The sequence below is a fragment of the Janthinobacterium sp. FW305-128 genome (assembly GCF_020858135.1).
Lineage (GTDB): Bacteria > Pseudomonadota > Gammaproteobacteria > Burkholderiales > Burkholderiaceae_D > Janthinobacterium.
On record NZ_JACYMK010000010.1, the window covers coordinates 230,377 to 248,809 of the forward strand.

The 18,433-nt window shown below is 67.6% G+C and carries 16 protein-coding genes; 7 read left to right on the plus strand and 9 right to left on the minus strand.

Annotation, left to right across the window (positions count from 1 at the left end):
- Window positions 1-20: 20 nt before the first annotated feature.
- Together IGS60_RS21095 and IGS60_RS21100 are read left to right on the plus strand one after the other, a co-directional pair.
- Complete coding sequence (locus tag IGS60_RS21095; protein WP_070224319.1) at window positions 21-452, plus strand: hypothetical protein; 432 nt, start codon at window positions 21-23, stop codon at window positions 450-452.
- Window positions 449-1,396, plus strand: coding sequence for a DUF2145 domain-containing protein (locus IGS60_RS21100; RefSeq protein ID WP_230506092.1), 948 nt, complete (start codon window positions 449-451; stop codon window positions 1,394-1,396). Before IGS60_RS21095 ends, IGS60_RS21100 begins: the two co-directional genes overlap by 4 nt.
- Here IGS60_RS21100 and IGS60_RS21105 read toward each other — a convergent pair.
- From IGS60_RS21105 to IGS60_RS21120, 4 genes are read right to left on the minus strand one after another with little or no spacing between them, the layout of a single operon-like run.
- On the minus strand, window positions 1,393-2,682 hold the full coding sequence (locus tag IGS60_RS21105; protein ID WP_230506093.1) for a nucleotide disphospho-sugar-binding domain-containing protein: 1,290 nt from the start codon (window positions 2,680-2,682) through the stop codon (window positions 1,393-1,395). The two genes, IGS60_RS21100 and IGS60_RS21105, sit on opposite strands and share 4 nt — an antisense overlap.
- 24 nt (window positions 2,683-2,706) lie before the next feature.
- Window positions 2,707-3,183, minus strand: a complete 477-nt coding sequence (locus IGS60_RS21110; protein WP_230506094.1) for a GNAT family N-acetyltransferase — start codon at window positions 3,181-3,183, stop codon at window positions 2,707-2,709.
- A 47-nt stretch (window positions 3,184-3,230) separates the two neighbouring features.
- Window positions 3,231-3,860: an NAD-dependent dehydratase gene (locus IGS60_RS21115; RefSeq protein ID WP_230506095.1), complete on the minus strand. Its 630-nt coding sequence runs from the start codon at window positions 3,858-3,860 to the stop codon at window positions 3,231-3,233.
- Between the two features lie 45 nt (window positions 3,861-3,905).
- Window positions 3,906-5,186, minus strand: a complete 1,281-nt coding sequence (locus tag IGS60_RS21120) for an arsenic transporter (RefSeq protein WP_230506096.1) — start codon at window positions 5,184-5,186, stop codon at window positions 3,906-3,908.
- Window positions 5,187-5,379: 193 nt separating this feature from the next.
- Here IGS60_RS21120 and IGS60_RS21125 point away from each other — a divergent pair, with 193 nt between their 5' ends.
- Window positions 5,380-6,855, plus strand: a complete 1,476-nt coding sequence (locus IGS60_RS21125; protein WP_230506097.1) for a phage tail sheath C-terminal domain-containing protein — start codon at window positions 5,380-5,382, stop codon at window positions 6,853-6,855.
- Between the two features lie 200 nt (window positions 6,856-7,055).
- Here the strand turns inward: IGS60_RS21125 and IGS60_RS21130 are convergent, their stop codons facing one another.
- Window positions 7,056-7,814: an IclR family transcriptional regulator gene (locus IGS60_RS21130; protein WP_230506098.1), complete on the minus strand. Its 759-nt coding sequence runs from the start codon at window positions 7,812-7,814 to the stop codon at window positions 7,056-7,058.
- Window positions 7,815-7,948: 134 nt separating this feature from the next.
- Here IGS60_RS21130 and IGS60_RS21135 point away from each other — a divergent pair, with 134 nt between their 5' ends.
- On the plus strand, window positions 7,949-9,130 hold the full coding sequence (locus IGS60_RS21135; RefSeq protein ID WP_230506099.1) for an MFS transporter: 1,182 nt from the start codon (window positions 7,949-7,951) through the stop codon (window positions 9,128-9,130).
- Window positions 9,131-9,134: 4 nt separating this feature from the next.
- Entirely contained in the window at window positions 9,135-9,821 is a 687-nt protein-coding gene (locus IGS60_RS21140) for a hydrolase (protein ID WP_230506100.1), read from the plus strand.
- Between the two features lie 8 nt (window positions 9,822-9,829).
- Here the strand turns inward: IGS60_RS21140 and IGS60_RS21145 are convergent, their stop codons facing one another.
- Genes IGS60_RS21145 through IGS60_RS21155 form a run of 3 tightly spaced genes read right to left on the minus strand, consistent with a single transcriptional unit; the run spans window position 9,830 to window position 15,540 of the window.
- Window positions 9,830-11,203, minus strand: coding sequence for an efflux transporter outer membrane subunit (locus IGS60_RS21145; protein ID WP_230506101.1), 1,374 nt, complete (start codon window positions 11,201-11,203; stop codon window positions 9,830-9,832).
- Complete coding sequence (locus IGS60_RS21150) at window positions 11,203-14,349, minus strand: efflux RND transporter permease subunit (protein WP_230506102.1); 3,147 nt, start codon at window positions 14,347-14,349, stop codon at window positions 11,203-11,205. The genes IGS60_RS21145 and IGS60_RS21150 overlap by 1 nt, the downstream gene beginning before the upstream one ends.
- 33 nt (window positions 14,350-14,382) lie before the next feature.
- Window positions 14,383-15,540, minus strand: a complete 1,158-nt coding sequence (locus tag IGS60_RS21155; RefSeq protein WP_230506103.1) for an efflux RND transporter periplasmic adaptor subunit — start codon at window positions 15,538-15,540, stop codon at window positions 14,383-14,385.
- Window positions 15,541-15,673: 133 nt separating this feature from the next.
- On the opposite strand from IGS60_RS21155, the gene IGS60_RS21160 reads away from it, so the two are divergent.
- Window positions 15,674-16,423 carry a response regulator gene (locus tag IGS60_RS21160; protein ID WP_121669237.1) on the plus strand — a complete coding sequence of 250 codons (750 nt, stop codon included), beginning with the start codon at window positions 15,674-15,676 and terminating at the stop codon, window positions 16,421-16,423.
- Window positions 16,423-17,508 (plus strand): ATP-binding protein, encoded by a 1,086-nt coding sequence (locus tag IGS60_RS21165; protein ID WP_070313146.1) that lies wholly within the window; start codon window positions 16,423-16,425, stop codon window positions 17,506-17,508. Before IGS60_RS21160 ends, IGS60_RS21165 begins: the two co-directional genes overlap by 1 nt.
- Here the strand turns inward: IGS60_RS21165 and IGS60_RS21170 are convergent.
- Window positions 17,505-18,395: a LysR family transcriptional regulator gene (locus tag IGS60_RS21170; RefSeq protein WP_230506104.1), complete on the minus strand. Its 891-nt coding sequence runs from the start codon at window positions 18,393-18,395 to the stop codon at window positions 17,505-17,507. The genes IGS60_RS21165 and IGS60_RS21170 overlap by 4 nt on opposite strands.
- Between the last annotated feature and the right edge of the window lie 38 nt (window positions 18,396-18,433).

Genomic DNA, 18,433 nt, shown 5'->3' on the forward strand with positions numbered 1-18,433 from the left:
CCTTGACTACCTCCCTACGCATGCTCGGCCTGGCCGCAGCTCTGACCATGGCGTGCAACGCCAACGCCGACAGTTTCGTTTCCTCGGCCTCCAGCGCCGGCTCCCAGTCGAGCGGCAGCATATCCGATTCGCTCAACGGTTCGAGCAACAGCTCCTCGCGCGACAACAAGGTGGCCAATGGCCCCTACCGCATCATCGACGTGGCCGCCGTGCCGGGCCGCGACGGCATGACGCGCTTGACCATGCAGGCCGAGGCCACAGCGACGCCGCTGGTGCTGGACTTGCCGCAGGCGGCGCTCGACAAACAGCAGCTGGCGCAAGGCGACATGGTGCATGCGCAAAACCGCGCCTACGGCATCGAATTCTCGCGCAACGACACGCGCGCCGCCTTCTTCCTCGTGCTGGCCGACGACTGGTACGGCGAACTGGCCACGCGTCCCGTCAGCCTTTGATTCGTTTTCTCCCGCACCGCCCGGCACTGCTGCTGGGCGTTTGCGCCATCTTCAGCGCTGGCGCCGCCCAGGCAGGCACCTCGCTGGCCTCGTCGCGCTTTTGCGACCGCGCGCAGGAACTCACGGCCACGGAACAGGACCGGCTGCTGCGCTTTGCCGCCGTCGTGCGCGAGGAACTGGCCGCCAGCGAAGGCAGCGTGGCCCTGATCAGCCGCTCCGGCCTGGACCTGGCGCGCTTCGGCATCCGCTATTCGCACGCGGCGCTGGCCTGGCGCCACGACAACGACAGCGGCTGGTCCGCGCGCCAGCTGTACTACGCCTGCGACGAGGGCCGTCCGCGCATCTTCGACCAGGGCACGGCCGGTTTCGCCATGGGCACGGCCAATCCATCGCTCGGCTACATCGCGCTCGTGAAACTGCCGGCCGAAACCGTGCCGCCCCTGCGCCGCGCCCTGCTCGACCCCGTGCGCGTGCAAGAACTGCTGGCAGGCCGCTACAGCGCCAACGCGTATGCCTTCAATTTGAAATACCAGAACTGCAATCAGTGGGTGGCGGAAATGCTGGCCGCCGCCTGGGGGGAGCTGGCCGCAGGCAGCGACTTGCGCGCGCGCGCCCAGGACTGGCTGCGCGCCGCCCCGTATCAACCAGCGCCCGTCGACGTGGGCGCCCGCTGGCTGATGCTCGGTTCCATCTTCGTGCCCCTGGTGCACATGGACGACCATCCGCCCGAAGCCATCGGCACGATGCGGCTGGCAGTGAGCCTGCCGGCCAGCCTGGAAGCGTTCGCGCGCCAGCGCCTGCCGGCCAGCGAGCGCGTGGAAATCTGCCACGACGGCAAACAGGTGGTGGTGCACCGGGGCTGGGAACCGGTCGCCGACGGCTGCGTGCCCGGCCCGCACGACCGCGTCATCGCCCTCGACGATACGCCGCACGACACGCCCTAAGCAGTCAAGACGGCCAGCGCCGCTTCGACCTGATCGAGCAAGTGCGCCGGCTGCGGCCCCTGCCCCATCCGGCGGGCCACCTCGCCGCACGCCAATTGAACCTCGGGCGCGGCCAGCAAACGTGCCAGCTGGCGCCGCATGCGCCCGGCCGACAAACGCCTGGCCAGCAAGACATCCCCCACGCCGAGCCGCTTGATCCGCCAGCCATTGTCGAACTGGTCGTAGGCGAACGGCACGATCAGTTGCGGGATGCCCGCGCGGAAGGCATCCGCGCTGGTGCCGATGCCGCCATGGTGCACCACGGCCGCCACGCGCGGCAGCAGGGCCGCGAACGGCGCGTACGCCTGCCACATGACGCTGGGGGGCAAGTGCTGCGGCAGCTGCGCCGCATGGGACGTGAGGAACAAGCCGCGCCGCCCCAGCCGCCGCAACACGTCCAGGGCGATGCTGAAATAGCGCTGCGCGTGCTGGTGCCCGGTCCCGGGCGTAAAGACGATGGGCGGCTCGCCCTCGCCCAGAAAGCGTTCCAGCTCCGGCGGCAGCGCCGCGGCGCCATGCGGGGCGGCGCCGGCGAAACCGGCTTGCACGAAATGCGGCGGCCAGTCCGCCTGCGGGGCGGCGAACCAGGCGGGAAACAGCCCCAGCGAGGCATCGGGCGCGGCCAGCATGTGCGCGAAAAAATGCGCTTCGGGCGGCAGTCCGTGCTGCGCGCGCGCGCCGTTCAGGCCAGGCAGCAGCACCGGGTCGACCATGCCGCGGTGGATCAGCCGCCACAGGGCCTGGCGCCAGGCGAGCGGCACCCAGGCGGGAATGCGCAGCGAGCCGGCCGCCAGGAAATCATGGCTGCTGCACAGGTTCGATGGCGCCAGATAGGCCGCGACGATGCGCAGGTTCGGGCGTACCGAGCGTGCCAGGGCGGCCATCGGCACGAGGAAGGGATGGCACAGCACCACGCACTCTTCACCGTCCGGCAAGCCTTGCACGACGTCGCGCACGGCGCCCAGGTACGGCACGAGGCCGCGCCACACCACGCCCCAGCCCTTGCGCTCATCCCACAGGCCCGGGTCGCCCAGCATGGCCTGCCCCTCTTCCTGCGTGCCGAAGGTGCGATACGGCAGCCTTGACGCCTGCGCCGCCGCTTCCTGCCAGCCCGGCACCAGCAGCAGCACGCGCCGCCCCCGTTGCCGCAAGCCCTGCGCCAGCGCGATAAATGGTTGCATGTCGCCGCCGGTGCCGTTGCTGGCAACGATGACGAGCGGCGCCGGCGGGTGGCGGTCATCCGCCATGGAGGCCTCCGTGTCTGGCGGCGCTCATCGGTGCGCCCCACGCGCCGGCAGTTGCAACATCATGTCCCACTGGTCGATGCCGGGTCCGAAGCCATCGGGCGTCACCTTGACCGGCACGAAGCCGAAGCGCGCATAAAAGCCCTGCGTGTGCTGGCTGGTGTTCATGCTCACCCTGGCCACTTGCGGCACGGCGCGGATGGCGTCCAGGCGCGCCTGCGTCAGCGCGCGGCCCAGTCCCTGGCCGTGCACGTCCTGCGCCACCATGCCCCAGCACAGGCTGGCGACCGTGCCGCCCGCCTCGATCGCATGGCCGCCGCAGGCGACGATGCGCGTTGTTCCCTCGACCGCACGTTCGATGACCAGATACGGCTGCGTTGATGCTTCCAGCCAGGCGACGAAGGCCGCGCGCTCGGACGGGTCGAAAAAGCGCGGCGTATTGCCGTCGAAAAGAGCCAGGCAGGCGTCGCGGTCGCCGGCCCGGTAAGGACGTACTGTTTGCATTTTGCGTACTCAAAAGAACATGAACGCCGATTATACGGGCTGCGCGTTCAGGCCAGCTGTTCCGACCCGACGATATGCACGCCCGGCGCGGCGGCCAGCGCCGCTTCCAGCAGGGCGGCGGCGATGCGCGGCGCGGGATTGATGCGCCAGCGGCGCGGCAGCACGGGACCCAGCACGCGCAGCAGGCGCAAGGCGGCGCCCTCGCCCGCGCGCGCCACGTCGCGCTCGCCGCCGATCAGCCCGGGCCGCACGTGCGTGAGCGACGCAAAACCCAGTGCTTCCAGGTCGCGTTCCAGTTCGCCCTTGACGCGGTTGTAGAAGATACGCGAGCCGGGATTGGCGCCGGCGGCGGAATTGAGGGCGTACGCGCGCGTGCCGGCCGCCAGCGCCAGGCGCGCCACGGCCAGCGGATAGTCGTGGTCCACGCGCCGGAACGCCTGCCGCGTACCGGCCGCCTTCATGGTCGTGCCCAGGGTGCAGATGACGGCATCCATCTGCCACCAGGGCGCGCCGGGCGGCAAGCGGTCGAAATCGACCAGGGGCGCATCGAGTTTGGGATGCGCGGGCAAGGGCTTGCGCACGGGGGCGACGATCTGGCTGACGCGCGCGTCACTGAGCGCCAGGCGCAGCACTTCGCGGCCCACGAGGCCGGTGGCGCCCACAAGCAATAATTTCATGGCTTTCCCGTTAAAGTTGCTGTCAGCCACCACCATACACGGAACTCAGGACAGGCGCAGCGCCAGCGCCGCCAGGGTCGCCAGCAGCACGGGCACGGTCAGCACGATGCCGACGCGGAAGTAATATCCCCAGGAAATGTGGATATTCTTGCTGTCGAGCACATGCAGCCACAGCAAGGTAGCCAGGCTGCCGATGGGCGTGATCTTCGGGCCCAGGTCGCTGCCGATGACGTTGGCGTAAATCATCGCCTCGCGCACGGCGCCCTGCGCCGTCGTCGGGTCGATGGCCAGCGCGCCCACCAGCACCGTCGGCAGGTTGTTCATCACGGACGACAACAAGGCCGTCAATACGCCCGTGCCCATGGCCGCGCCCCACACGCCGTACTGGGCACTATGGTTCAGCAGTCCCGTCAGGTACGCCGTCAAGCCCGCATTGCGCAAGCCGTACACGACCAGATACATGCCCAGCGAAAAGACGACGATTTGCCATGGCGCATGACGCAGCACATGGCGCGTGGAAATCACGTGCCCCTTGCCCGCCACGCCCAGCAGCAGCGCGGCGCCCACGGCGGCGATCAGGCTGATGGGCACGCCCAGGGCTTCTTGCGAAAAAAATCCTACCAGCAGCAGCGCCAGCACCAGCCAGCCGGCGCGGAAGGTACCGAGGTCGCGGATGGCGGCGCGCGGGCGTTTCAGCTGCGCCACGTCATAGTCGCGCGGGATATCCTGGCGGAAAAAGATCAGCAAGGCCGCCAGGGTGGCGCCCACGGCGACGACGTTGACGGGCACCATCACGGACGCGTACTCGGCAAAGCCGATCTTGAAATAGTCGGCCGAGACGATATTGACCAGGTTCGACACCACCAGCGGCAGGCTGGCCGTGTCGGCGATGAAACCGGCCGCCATCACGTAGGCCAGGGTGGCTTTGGCGGAAAACTTCAATGCCCGCAGCATGGCGATGACGATGGGCGTGAGGATCAGCGCGGCGCCGTCGTTGGCGAACACGGCGGACACCAGCGCGCCCAGCAAGACCAGCAAGGTAAACAACTTGCGCCCGCTGCCGCCGCCCCAGCGCGCCACGTGCAGCGCCGCCCACTCGAAGAAGCCGGCCGCGTCGAGCAGCAGGCTGATGATGATGACGGCAATAAACGTGCCGGTGGCATTCCACACGATATGCCAGACGACGGGGATGTCGCCCCAGTGGATCACGCCGGCCAGCAGCGCCGCGCCGGCGCCGATAACGGCGCTCCAGCCGATGCCCAGGCCGCGCGGCTGCCAGATGACGAGGGTTAAGGTGGCGAGAAAGATCAGGAAGGCGGTGAGCATGGGGGCAGTGGTCCAGGAAAAAGCGCGAATAAATATTCAATATTTCAATAATACTGGAATTATCAAATAAATGTAAAGCGAGAAATGCCCATGCCCGTGCTATCACTGGCTATACTGGCCCAATGCGTGGCCCAATGCGTGGCCAGATGCGTGACCCGATGCAGCCCCGCTCCCTCTGACCAACCAGGAAAGCATGCACATGGCGCAATACAAGACTCCCGGCGTGTATATCGTGGAACAAAACGCGTTTCCCAATGCCGTCGTTCAAGTGGAGACGGCCGTGCCGGGCTTTGTCGGCTACACCGCCAGCGCCAGCCACGACGGCCGCTCCCTGCGCAAGCAACCATGGCGCATCAGCTCGATGGCGGAATTTAAAGCCTGCTTCGGCGGCGCGCCCGTGCCCGAATTCATGCTGGAGGCGGGCCGCACGGCTGGCGCGTCGTGCACGCTGCGCCAGGCCGCCGGCCGGTTCCTGCTGTATCACAGCATACTGCTCTTCTTCATGAATGGCGGCGGCGCCTGCTATATCGTCTCCGTCGGCGATTATCATGACACGCCGGACATCGGCGCATTGTGCGCCGGCATCGATGCGCTGCTGCGGGAGCCGGGCGCGACGCTGCTGGCCGTGCCCGACGCCATGCTGCTGGCGTTGGACGACTGCCATGCGCTGCAACGGCACATGCTCATGCATTGCGGCCAACAGATGCGGAACCGCTTCGCCATCCTCGACATCCACCATGGCGCGGCGCCGTTGACGGATGGACCCGTGACCGCTTTCCGGGATGCTATCGGCAGCGACTCGCTGGCCTTTGGCGCCGCCTACTATCCGTGGGTACAGGCCACGGTCGTTTCGCTGGAGGAACTCAATTTCACCCACATCCGCCGTAGCCAGTGGGGTGCGCTGCAAGACGTGCTGCTGCAGCCGCTGGACGCCGGCGGGCAGCGGCAAGTGTCGGCCCTGTTCGAGCAAATGGCCATCGCGCAGTCTTCAGAAAACGGTCAGGCCGGCCGCATCGCCGCCATCGATCGTGCACTGCGCGACGTGAGTCCCCTGTACCGGCAACTACTGCTGGCCATGCACGGCCAACTCAATCTGCTGCCGCCAGGCGCCGCGATGGCCGGCCTCTACACCATGACTGACAACGCGCGCGGCGTGTGGAAGGCGCCGGCCAACATCGGCCTGGTGGCAGTGAGCGCGCCGGCCGTCAACATCACGCACGAGGACCAGGAAGACCTCAACGTGAGCAGCAGCGGCAAGTCGGTCAACGCCATCCGCAGCTTCGAAGGCGAAGGCACCCTGGTGTGGGGCGCGCGCACCCTCGACGGCAACAGCCTCGACTGGCGCTACATCAACGTGCGCCGCACCATGATCATGCTCGAGGAGTCGCTGCGCCTGGCTATCAAGGCGTATGTGTTCGAGCCGAACGTGGCCGCTACCTGGGTCGCCGTGCACAGCATGGCGTGCAATTTCCTGACCGCCATCTGGAAGCGCGGCGGCCTGGCGGGCGCCACACCGGACGATGCCTTCAGCGTACACGTCGGCCTGGGTGAAACCATGACGCCCGACGACATCCTGGAAGGCATCTTGCGGGTCACCGTCCTGGTCGCCATCAGCCGCCCGGCCGAGTTCATCGAACTCACCTTCCAGCAGCAAATGCAGAAGTCGTGAGGCAGCGGGCGCAGCCTGCCGGGCTTACCCCGCTCACTTGAGGGCGATGGCGATATCTGTCAGTCAGCGAAATCGATCTGGAAAGCCATCCCGACGACATGCCGTCCGGTCAGTTCAAGCTGAACTTTAGGGAAATCCTCTGGAGCGACCACGTGCAGCAAGCGGGCTGAGCCTGACGCGCAAGCGCCCGATCGGGGCGTTTACGGCTTGACGCCGAGCACGGCTTCAACTTCAGCCTTGCACTGCAATAGCGCCGACAGCAGCTGTTCCCGCTGGGCGTGGAAACGCAGGGCCGGCACGCCCAGCGACAGCGCGTAGCGCTCGCTCGTCCCCGTGTTCAGGGCCACGCCGATGCCGCACACGCCCGGCGCGTGCTCTTCCATATCGACGGCGTAGCCCTGCGCGCGTACCTGTTCCAGGTGCGGCAGCAGTTGCGCAAGCGCCGTGATGGTCTGGTCCGTGCGCGCTTCCAGGCGCTCGCCGAACAGCCGGGCCAGCGCGTCTTCCGGCATCTGCGCCAGCAAGGCCTTGCCATGCGCGGTGCAGTGGATCGGGTAGGCCGTTCCCACGGTCGACACGACGCGCAGTTCATGGTCGGAACAATACTGGTCCACCGACACCGCATGCAGGCCGCGGTACACGCACACGTCCACCGTTTCGCGCGTGCGCCGGCCCAACGCTTCCGCATACGGCCGCAGGACCGCCACCACGTCCGTATGCGCCGACGCCGCCAGACGCGCGATGGCCGGACCCAGCTTCACCCCGCCGGCGCCGGAACTGACCAGTTGCTGGGCTTCCAGCGCGGCGACGATGCGGTGCACCGTAGTGCGCGGCAAGTCCGCGCCCTTGGCGATCTGCGCCAGGCTCAGGCCGCCCGTCTGGTTTTCCAGCGCGCGCAGCACCGCCGCCGCGCGCGCAATGACTTGCTTGCCGCTATTGCCTTCGTTTTCTTCACTCATTTCTTTACCCAATTGTGCATGACGATAGCTGCCGTGATGGCATTGACCGGCATTGTACATGGCCCTATAATTGTTCCATCATTCGGAACAGTGTTCCGATTAACGGTTTTTTAACATAAGCACCGGGGAGGCGCATGTCCAGCCGCAGTATATCGAAGACAGCAACGTGCACGCTCCTTTCCGTTGCCAGCCTGACCATCATGGTGGGATGCGTGCTGGTCCCGGGATTGCCGTCCATCGCCGCGCGGCTCGGCGTGGCCGACGCCGCCAGCTGGCTCGTCACGCTGCCCTCGCTGGGCGTGGTGCTGTCCGGCCCCTTCGCCGCCATGCTCATGCAGCGCCTGGGACTGCACCGCAGCCTGCTGGCGGGGCTGTTCCTGTACGGCTTGCTGGGCGTCTCGGGCATGTTTTTGCATGGCCACCTGGCCGTGTTCGCCAACCGTTTCCTGCTGGGCGCGCCGACGGCGCTGGTGATGGCATCGGGCACCGGGCTGATCTCGGCCCTGTTCAGCGGCCAGGCAAGGCTGCGCATGATCGCCAGGCAAGGCATGACGATCGAACTGGGCGGCGTGCTGTTCCTCGCGCTGGGCGGCCTGCTGGCCACAGCGGGCTGGCGCTATCCCTTCCTGCTGTATCTGGCTTCGTGGGTGCTGCTGGCATGCGCCTGGCGCTGCGTGCCGGCACCTGCCCCTGCCCCGGATGCCGGCATGGATGGCGCGCCGCCAGCGCCCGGCCCGTCGCGCGCCCTGCTCTTCGTCCATGCGCTGGCGGCGCTCTCCATGACGGTGTTTTTCGCCGCCATCATCATCCTGCCCCTGCGCCTGCAGCAGCTGGGCTGGAGCGAGGACCGGGCCGGGTATTTGCTGTCCTTCGTGTCGCTGGTGGCCGTGGCGGCCGCCTGGCTGATGCCCCAGGCGGTCCGGCGCCTGCATGAACACGGCACCCTGGGCGCCGCCTTCGCCTGTTATGCACTGGCACACCTGTTGTTTGCGGGGGCCGCCGCGCTGCCCATGCTGCTGGCCGGCGCCGTGGCGCTGGGGATGGGCTTTGGCCTGTCCGTGCCCCTGTGCACGCACATGACGGTCGAGCGCAGCCACTTGCCCAGCCGCAACCGCAACCTCGCCTATCTGTCGATGGCCATCTTCGGCGGGCAATTTCTCTCTTCCTTCATGACGTATCTGCCCGGCAGCCACGCCACGATGTTTGCCGCCACGGCCGCGCTGGCCCTGCTGGGCGCGGCCGTGGCGGCCGCCCCGCTGCTGCGCCGCCGCCCGGCCGGCACCACCGCTGTTTCCACCACCCACACTGAAAGGTAAGACCATGGATCTCAACGACGTCCACGCCCTGCTGCAGCCCGCTCCCCTGGCGCTGGAAACGGGCTTTGAACGGCTGCCCAGCGGCGTGCTGCACGTGGCGTGCCGCACCGACTTGCCAAATTGCACTGGCGAGATGTTTGAATGGTGGTTCCGCTCGCGGCCCGACACGGAGCGCTACCTGATGTGGCACCCGGTCGACCACCTGGCCAGCGGCTGGGCTGAAGGCAGCGCCGGGACGCACGTCGGCTCCATCCATCTGGCGGAAGAATTTTTCAGCGGCATGCCGGCCGAACAGCTGGCCATCCAGTTCCGCGATCCCCGTGAATTCTTCGAGGGAAGGCAATACGAGGCGGCGCGGGCCGAGGGCCGCATTTCTGCCGCCGTGTGCGCCAGGGTCGGCATGAGCTATGCGCCGCCCCGCACCGCGGACGGCGCCGTCATCGGCGGGCGCCTGCTGCACATGGGCCGCGACACGGCCTGGGGCATGACCTTGCGCAGCCATTTCTACATGGGCCAGGACTTGCCGGACGCCGGCCACAGCCCGCAAGAGATCGCCGCCCTCTTCCCCGATGCATTCGCCCGCGCCCTGCTCATGCATTGCTACAACGAATTCACCTTCCTGGCGCAATTCCTGCGTTCCCACTACCAGGCGAAGCACCGAGACAGCGTGCCCGTGACGCTGCCCTGGTAGACGGAGGTTTACTCCTCGAGGCCGCCGCCCAGCGCCTTGTACAGCGCCACGGCCGACTTGAACTGGTCGCGCCGCGCGTCGAGCAGGGCTTGCTGGGCCGCATACGACTGGCGCTGCGCGTCGAGCAATTCCAGGCGGCTGTCCTGGCCCGCGTCGTAGCGCAGCTGCGACAGGCGCTGGCGCTGCCGCGCCGCCGCCACCACGCGCTCCTGCGCGGCGATCTGCTGCGCAAACGTGGCGCTGCCGGCCAGGCCGTCGCGCACCTCGCGGAACGCCGCCTGGATCGCCTGTTCGTACTGCAACACGGCCACGTCCTTGCGCAGGCGCGACAGCTGCAGTTCCGCGCGCAGCTGGCCGCCCTGGAACAGCGGCTGCGTCACTTGCGGCGCGAACGACCAGCTGCGCGCGCTACCGCGGAACAGGTCGCCCAGCTCCGGGCTGGCAAAGCCCAGCGACGCCGTCAGCGACAGGCGGGGGAAGAAGGCGGCGCGCGCGGCGCCGATTTCCGCATTCGCCGCCGCCAGCGCATATTCGGCTTGCAGGATGTCGGGCCGGCGCGCCAGCAAGTCCGACGGCAGGCCGGGCGGCAGCTGCGTCAGCACGGGCTGGCCATCGAGCGCGCGGCCCGCCGGCAGATCGGCCGGCAGCGGCGCACCTAGCAGCAGTTCCAGGTTGTTGCGCGCCAATGAGCTGGCCCGGACGCGCGCCTGCACGTCCGCTTCCGCCGTGGCGGCCTGGCCTTCGGCTTGCGCCACGTCCAGGCCGCTGCCCTGCTGCGCGCCGTGCAGGCGCTGCGTCAGGACCAGCGCCTGGCGCCAGTCAAGCAGGGTTTGCCGGGCCAGCGCCAGCTGTTCCTCGGCCAGGCGCTGCTCCAGATAGGCGTCGGCCACGGCGCCGATCAAGGCCATATGCGCGGCGCGCTGGCCCTGCTGCGTGGCCAGATAGCGGGCAAACGCCGCGTCCGACAGCGAGCGCAGACGGCCGAACAGGTCGATCTCGAACGCGCTCATGGCGATGCCGGCAGTGAACTGATTCTGTGTCACAGCGTCGGCGCCGCGCTGGCGCACGCCGCCCGCATTCGCGCCGATGGCAGGATAGCGGCCCGCATCCTGGATCTGGTACTGCGCCCGCACGGCTTCCACATTGAGCGAAGCCACGCGCAAGTCGCGGTTGTTTTCCAGCGCGATATCGACCAGGCGCTGCAGGCGCGCATCGAGCAGCATCTGGCGCCAGCCCAGGTCGGCCGCGGTGTCGGCCGCGGCTGGCGCGGCAGATTCGGCATAGCTGGCCGGTATCGGTGCCGCCGGCTTGACCAGCGGCGGCGTCAGGGAACACGCCGACAAGGCCAGCGCGGCCAGGGGCGTGAGAAAAAAGAAACGCATTACAACTCTCCTTCCACCGCCTTGACGGCGATGCGATCACTGCGTTTGTTGAAGTACGTACCCATCTTGTCGACGGCGCCCAGCACCACGACAAAGAACACGGGCACGAAAAACACGGCCAGCACGGTGGCGGTAATCATGCCGCCGAACACGCCCGTGCCGATCGCGTGCTGCGTCTCGGCGCTGGCGCCCGTGGCCAGCATCAGCGGCACCACGCCCAGCGCGAACGCCAATGACGTCATCAAAATCGGGCGCAAGCGCAGGCGCGCCGCTTCCACCGTCGCCTCGACCAGTCCACGCCCTTGCGCCTGCAGCTGGCGCGCATATTCGACGATCAGAATCGCATTCTTCGCCGACAGGCCGATGATGGTGATCATGCCCACCTTGAAGAACACGTCGTTCGGCATGCCGCGCAGCATCACGGCCAGCACGGCGCCCAATAAGCCCAAAGGCACCACCAGCATCACGGAGACGGGAATCGACCAGCTTTCATACAGGGCCGCCAGCACGAGGAAGACCACCAGCATCGACAGCGCCATCAGCATGGGCGCCTGCGACGCCGATTCCTTCTCTTGCAGCGACTGGCCCGTCCACGCCAGCGCGAAGCCCGGCGGCAACTGCTTCACGAGCCGCTCCATTTCCAGCATGGCGTCGCCGCTGGACACGCCGGGCGCCGCGCTGCCGGAAATGCGCGCCGACGGGTAGCCCTGGTAGCGCACCAGCTGCAGCGGCGACTCGCTCCACACGGGACGCACGAGTTCGCCCAGGGCCACCATGCCGCCCGCGTTATTGCGGATGCGCAAGGCCAGCACGTCGTTCAGTTGCATGCGCGACGGCGCGTCGGCCTGGATGATCACCTGCTGCATGCGGCCCGCGTTCGGGAAATCGTTGACATAGGTCGACCCCATGGCCGCCGTCAGCATGTCGGCAATCGCCGTGAACGATACGCCCAGCGCTTCGGCCTTGGTGCGGTCGATATCGAGGCGCACGCTGGCGCCGGGCGGCAAGCCGTCCGGATACACGCCCGCCACCTTGCTGCTTTGCGCGGCCAGGCCCAGCAGCTGATTCTGCGCCGCCTGCAGGGCCGCGATGCCCTGGCTGGCGCGGTCTTGCAGGCGCATCGAAAAGCCGGACGAGTTGCCCAGTTCATCGATGGCGGGCGGCATCAGGCTCATGATCACGCCCTCCTTCGCCTGCGACATGGCCGCCTGCGCCAGCGCCACTTCTTCCTGCGCCGTGGCGCCGTTGCGCTGTTTCCAGTCCTTCAGCATGGTGAAGGCCAGGCCCGCGTTCGGTCCCGCGCCGGAAAAGCTGAAGCCGAGGATCGACTGGTTCACTTCGATGCCGGGGCGCGTGGCCACGTGCTGCTCGTACAGCTTGACGACATCGAGCGTGCGCTCCATGGTGGCGTCGGACGGCAGCTGGATCGAGGTGATGAAGTAGCCCTGGTCTTCCTCGGGCAGGAAGGCCGACGGCAGCTGCATGAAGGCTACGCCCAGCGCCGCGACGATGGCGCCGTACAGCACCATCGAGCGGCCCGCGCGTTTCAGCATCGCCACCACGCCTTTTTCGTAGCGCGCCGTCATGCGCTCAAACTGGCGGTCGAACCACAGGAAAAAGCCTTTTTTATCATGGTCATGCGGTCCGATCGGTTTCAACATCGTGGCGCACAGGGCCGGCGTCAGGGTCAAGGCCAGAAACGCCGAGAACAGGATCGACACGGCCATGGCCAGCGTGAACTGGCGGTAGATGGCGCCCACGGAACCGCTGGCCAGGGCCATCGGGATGAACACGGCCGTCAGCACCAGGGTGATGCCCACGACGGCCCCCGTGATTTCGCGCATCGCCTTCGACGTCGCTTCCTTCGGCGACAGGCCTTCGGTCGCCATCAGGCGCTCGACCGCTTCCACCACGACGATGGCATCATCGACGATGATGCCGATGGCCAGCACCATGCCGAACATGGTCAGCACGTTGACGGAGTAGCCGGCCAGCAGCATCACGGTAAATGTGCCCATCAGGGCGATCGGCGCGACGATGGCGGGAATCAGGGTGTAGCGTATCTTTTGCAGGAACAGGTACATGACGAGGAAGACCAGCACCATCGCCTCCAGCAAGGTGACGACGACCTTTTCGATCGATATCTTCACGAACGGCGCCGTATCGAACGGCACCGAGTACTTGATCCCGGCCGGCATGGTGTGCGCCAGTTCGGCCATGCGCGCACGCACGGCGGCCGCCGTCTGCACGGCGTTGGCACCGGGCGACAGCATGATGGCGGCGCCCGACGCGGCTTGGCCGTTTTCGCGTATGCTGAAATTGAAGCTTTGCGCCCCCAGCGACACTTTCGCCACGTCGCCGATGGTCACTTTCGAGCCATCCGCATTCGCGCGCAGCACGATGGCGGCAAATTCGGCCGGGGTTTGCAGCTGGCCCTGCACCGTCAGCGGAATCGTCACGCGCTGGCCGTGCACGGCGGGCGAATCGCCGAGGCGGCCCGGTGCGATCTGCGCATTTTGCTGCGCGATGGCGGCCGTCAGCTCGCCCATGGCGATGTTGTACGACACCAGCTTGGCCGGGTCGACCCAGATGCGCATGGCCCGCTCGGAACCGAACAGCTGCACCTTGCCCACGCCGGGAATGCGGCGCAGCTCTTCCGTCACGTTGCGCGCCAGGTAGTCGCCCAGCGCCACTTCATCGTGCTGGCCATTCTCGGAAATCAGGCTGACGATCATCAGGAAGCCGGACGACGCCGATTCCACCGTCAAGCCGTTTTGCCGCACGGCCTGCGGCAGGCGCGGCTCGATGGCTTTCAGGCGGTTTTGCACGTCCACCTGCGCCATTTCCGGGTCGGTGCCCGGCTGGAAGGTGACGCTGATCGAGGCCGAACCCGAGGTGTCGGTGGACGACTCGAAATACAGCAGGTGCTTGACGCCCGACAGTTCGCGTTCGATCAAGCCCACCACGGAATCGTTCATGGTTTGCGGCGTGGCACCCGGATACACGGCACTGATGCTGACGCTGGGCGGCGCCACGGAAGGAAAACGCGCAATCGGCAATTGCGGTATGGCGATCAGTCCGAACAGGACGATGAAGACCGCCACCACCCACGCAAAGACGGGGCGGTTGATGAAAAATTGAGGCATGTCGTTAGACTTTCATTGGATTCAAATGGCGCATCAATGCGCTTTGGCGGCAGCTGCGGCTGCCACGACGGCCGGCTTCCATGGCTGCGGCGCGGCGGTGGCGCCCGGCTGCAGGCGTTCCTGGCCTTCGATGACGACGGTGTCGCCCGCCTTCAGGCCGCCGCTGACCACATACTGGTGCTCGACCACGTCGCCCACGGCGATCGGTTTCAGGCTGGCTTTGTTCGTGCCGTCCAGCACCCAGGCCTGCGCCTGGCCGCCGCTGCTGCGCAAGACGGCTTGCTGCGGCAGCAGCACGCCGTTGGCCTGCACGGCGCGGGCGATGCGGGCGCGCACGAACATGCCAGGCAAGAGCTGGCGCTGCGGATTGTCGACCAGCACGCGGATGACGGCGTCGCCCGTGCCCGCATCGACGCTGATGCCCGAGAACAGGATGCGGCCCGTGACGGGATGCGGCTGGCCGTCGGCGCCCAGAATGGTCACGGGCAGCTTATCGGCACCGCCCGTACCCGAGGCTTGCAGCGCGGCCAGCGCGGCGGCCGGCTGGCGCACGTCGACATACACTTTGTCGATCTGCTGGATGCGCGCCATCGGCGCAGCATCGGCCACGCCTACGAGCGCGCCTTCGGTCACCAGTTCGGAACCGATGCGCCCGGCAATCGGCGCCTCGATGCTGGCAAAGGCCAGGTCCAGGCGGCGCCGCGCCAGGGTCGCGCGCGCCTGCGCCACGGTGGCCACGGCTTGCTCGCGCTGGGCCACGGCGTCGTCATACGCCTGGCGGCTGATGGCGTCCGCTTCCACCAGCGGTTTCAGCCTGTCTGCCTGGCTGCTGGCGCGGTTCGCCGTGGCCACCGCGTGCTGCAGGGCGGCGGCGGCCGAATCGACGTCCGCCTGGAATGGCGCCGGGTTCAGCTGGAACAGCTTCTGTCCCGCCGTCACGTCGGCGCCCTGCTCGAACTGGCGGCGCAGCACGATGCCGCCCACCTGCGGGCGGATATCGGCCGTGCGGAAGGCGGCCACCCGGCCCGGCAATTCGTCGCTGAGGACGACGGGCGCCGCCTGCAGCTTGAGCACGGTGACGGCGGCGGGCGGCGCGGCCGCCTCGTCCGGCGCGGGTTTGGAACAGGCGGCAAGGCTGAGCAGTGCCGCGGCGATCAACATGTTTTTCTTGGTGAAGTGGCTCGGATGCATGGTCTTTCTCTATGGCAGATCCCAACCGGCGGTCCGGTCGACAGATAAGCGCAGCATAAAAGGCCAAGGTGGACATTTCGTCAAAGAAATGTGGAGATTCGATGGAGAGAAAGAAGAATGCTAGACTATTTGCATGAACTATCATCACAGCGCCAGCCAGCCCTCTTTCCTTGCTACCACGCCCCCTTCCGCCCTCATCCTGATCGCCGAAGATGAACCGCAAATCGCCCGCATCCTCGCCGGTTATCTGGAGCGCGACGGCTACCGCACGGCCTTCGCCCTCGATGGACAGGAAGCGCTGCAGCAGCACCTGGCGCTGGCGCCGGACCTGCTGCTGCTCGACGTGCAAATGCCCCGCGTCGACGGCTGGGCCGTGCTGGCCGAAGTGCGGCGGCGCGGCGAAACGCCCGTCATCATGCTCACAGCCCGCGACCAGGATGCCGACAAGCTGGCCGCCCTGCGCGTGGGCGCCGACGACTACATCATCAAGCCCTTCAATCCGGCCGAAGTGGTGGCCCGCGTGGCGGCCGTGCTGCGCCGTTCGCGCGTGCGCCACCACCCGGTGGGCGGCCAGCGCCTGCGCTGCGGCCCCATCGAAATCGACCAGGAAACCTACGTGGCCAGCGTGCTGCGCGACGGCGCGCCCGTGCCCTTGAGCCTGACCTTGACGGAATTTCGCCTGCTGGCGCACCTGGCGCGCACGCCGCGCCGCGTCTGCAGCCGCCTGGAATTGCTGGAGTCGTGCATGCCCGAAAGCAATTCGATGGAACGCACGGTGGACAGCCACGTCAGCAAGCTGCGCAAGAAGCTCGAGGAAGCGGGCGTGATGAACATGCCGGCCAGCCTGCGCGGCGTGGGCTACCGGCTGGAAAGCGACGCCTGATGCGCTTTACAGGCCTGAACCGGCAGATCGTGCTGTCGATGTCCGTGCTGATGGTGTGCAGCATCCTGATCATCTGGATCGGCTCGTGGATCTTCTTCGCCGTCGCCTTCAAGATCGATCCCGGCATGCTGTCCGAGCCCGACGACTGGTCGCCCAGCACCGTCGAATGGCTGTGGATCTTTGCCATCACCATTTTCGGCCTGGGGCTGGCCGCCTTTTTCGCCTTCAAGCTGGCCGCGCGCATCTTAAAACCGATCAATTCCGTGATGGACAGCGTGCGCCGCGTGGCCCACGGCGACCTGTCCGCGCGCGCCTTCGCGGGCGACCGCAGCCTGGGCGAAACGGCCATGCTGGTCGATGACTTCAACAGCATGGCCGAGCGCCTGCAGCGGGGCGCCAAGGAAAGCGAAACGTGGAATGCCGCCATCGCGCACGAACTGCGCACGCCCGTGACCATCCTGCGCGGCACCTTGCAGGGCGTCGTCGATGGCGTCTTCAAGCCCGAGGAAGTGCCGTTTTCCAGCCTGCTGGCGCAAGTCGAGGATCTGGGCCGCCTGATCGAGGACTTGCGCACCCTGAGCCTGGCCGACAGCGGCCACATGCAGCTGCGCATGGCGTGGACGGACCTGACCCTGGAAATCGAGGAAGTGGGCCGCCTGCTGGCGCAGGAAATGGAGGCGGCCGGCTTTACGCTGCAGCTGCACCTGTCCGACCATCCCGTCTGCTGCGACGCGGCGCGCATCCGGCAAATCGTGCTGGCCCTGCTCGACAACGCGCGCCGCTATGCGCAGCCGGGCCTGCTGCGCGTGCGCACCCGCGTGCAGGCCGGCCAGTATTACCTGAGCGTCGAGGATGCGGGCCCCGGCATTGCAGAGGAACTGGCGCCGCACGTGTTCGAGGCTTTCCGCCGCGGCGACAGCGACGGCGGCGACCTGAACGCGGGCAGCGGCCTGGGCCTGGCCGTGGTCGAAGCCATCGCGCGCGCGCATGGCGGCAGCGCGGCCTGCACGCGCGGCAAGGCGGGCGGCAGCGTGTTTACCGTCAAGTGGCCGGTCGAGCACGGCGCGCCGCCGGCCGCCGCCTAGGCAAGACCGTCGGCGCGGACCATGTCGACAAAGGCGCGCAGCACGGCAGGCATCTGCCGCCGGCTCGGGTAGTACAGGAAGTAACGGGACGGCGGCGGCAGCCAGCGCTCCAGCACGCACGCCAGCCGGCCCGCCGCGATATCGGCGCGCGCGTCGGCTTCGTACACATAGGCCAGTCCCGCCCCGTCGCGGGCCGCTCGCAGCATCAGTTCATCGTCATCGAACACCAGCGGCCCGCCGACGGCGATGCTGACGGCTTCCCCATCCTGCCCGAACTCCCACACATACTGGCGCCCGCTGGGAAAGCGCCGGCCTATGCAGGCGTGCGCCAGCAAGTCGCGCGGCGTGCCCGGTGCGCCATGCACCGCCAGGTAGGCGGGCGACGCCACCACCACGAACGGTTGCGGCGCGCCCACGGGCACGGCGATCATGTCGGCCGCCACCTGTTCGCCGAAGCGGATGCCCGCGTCAAAACCGTCGCGCACGATATCGATCATGCTGTCATCGGTGACCACTTCGACCTGCACGCGCGGATAGCGCGCGACAAAACCGGCCAGCATGGGCGCCAGCAGCAGCCGGGCGGCGGGACGGGGCACGTTCAGGCGCAGCGTGCCTGCGGGCACATCCTGCAAGGCGCTCAAGTCTTGCAAGGCATCGTCGATCTCGCGCATGGCCGGCGCCAGCCGCGCCAGCAGCTGCTGCCCCGCCTCGGTCGGCGTGACGCTGCGCGTGGTGCGGTTCAGCAGGCGCACGCCCAGGCGCTCTTCCAGCGCGCGCAATGCATGGCTGAGGGCGGAGGCGGACACGCCCCGCTCCAATGCCGCCTTGCGGAAGCTGCGCAGGCGGGCGACGGCGGCAAAGGCCGTCAATTCGTTGAGGTCAGCCATTGTCGAGGAAAATATTCATGAAAAAACTTCAGTAATGC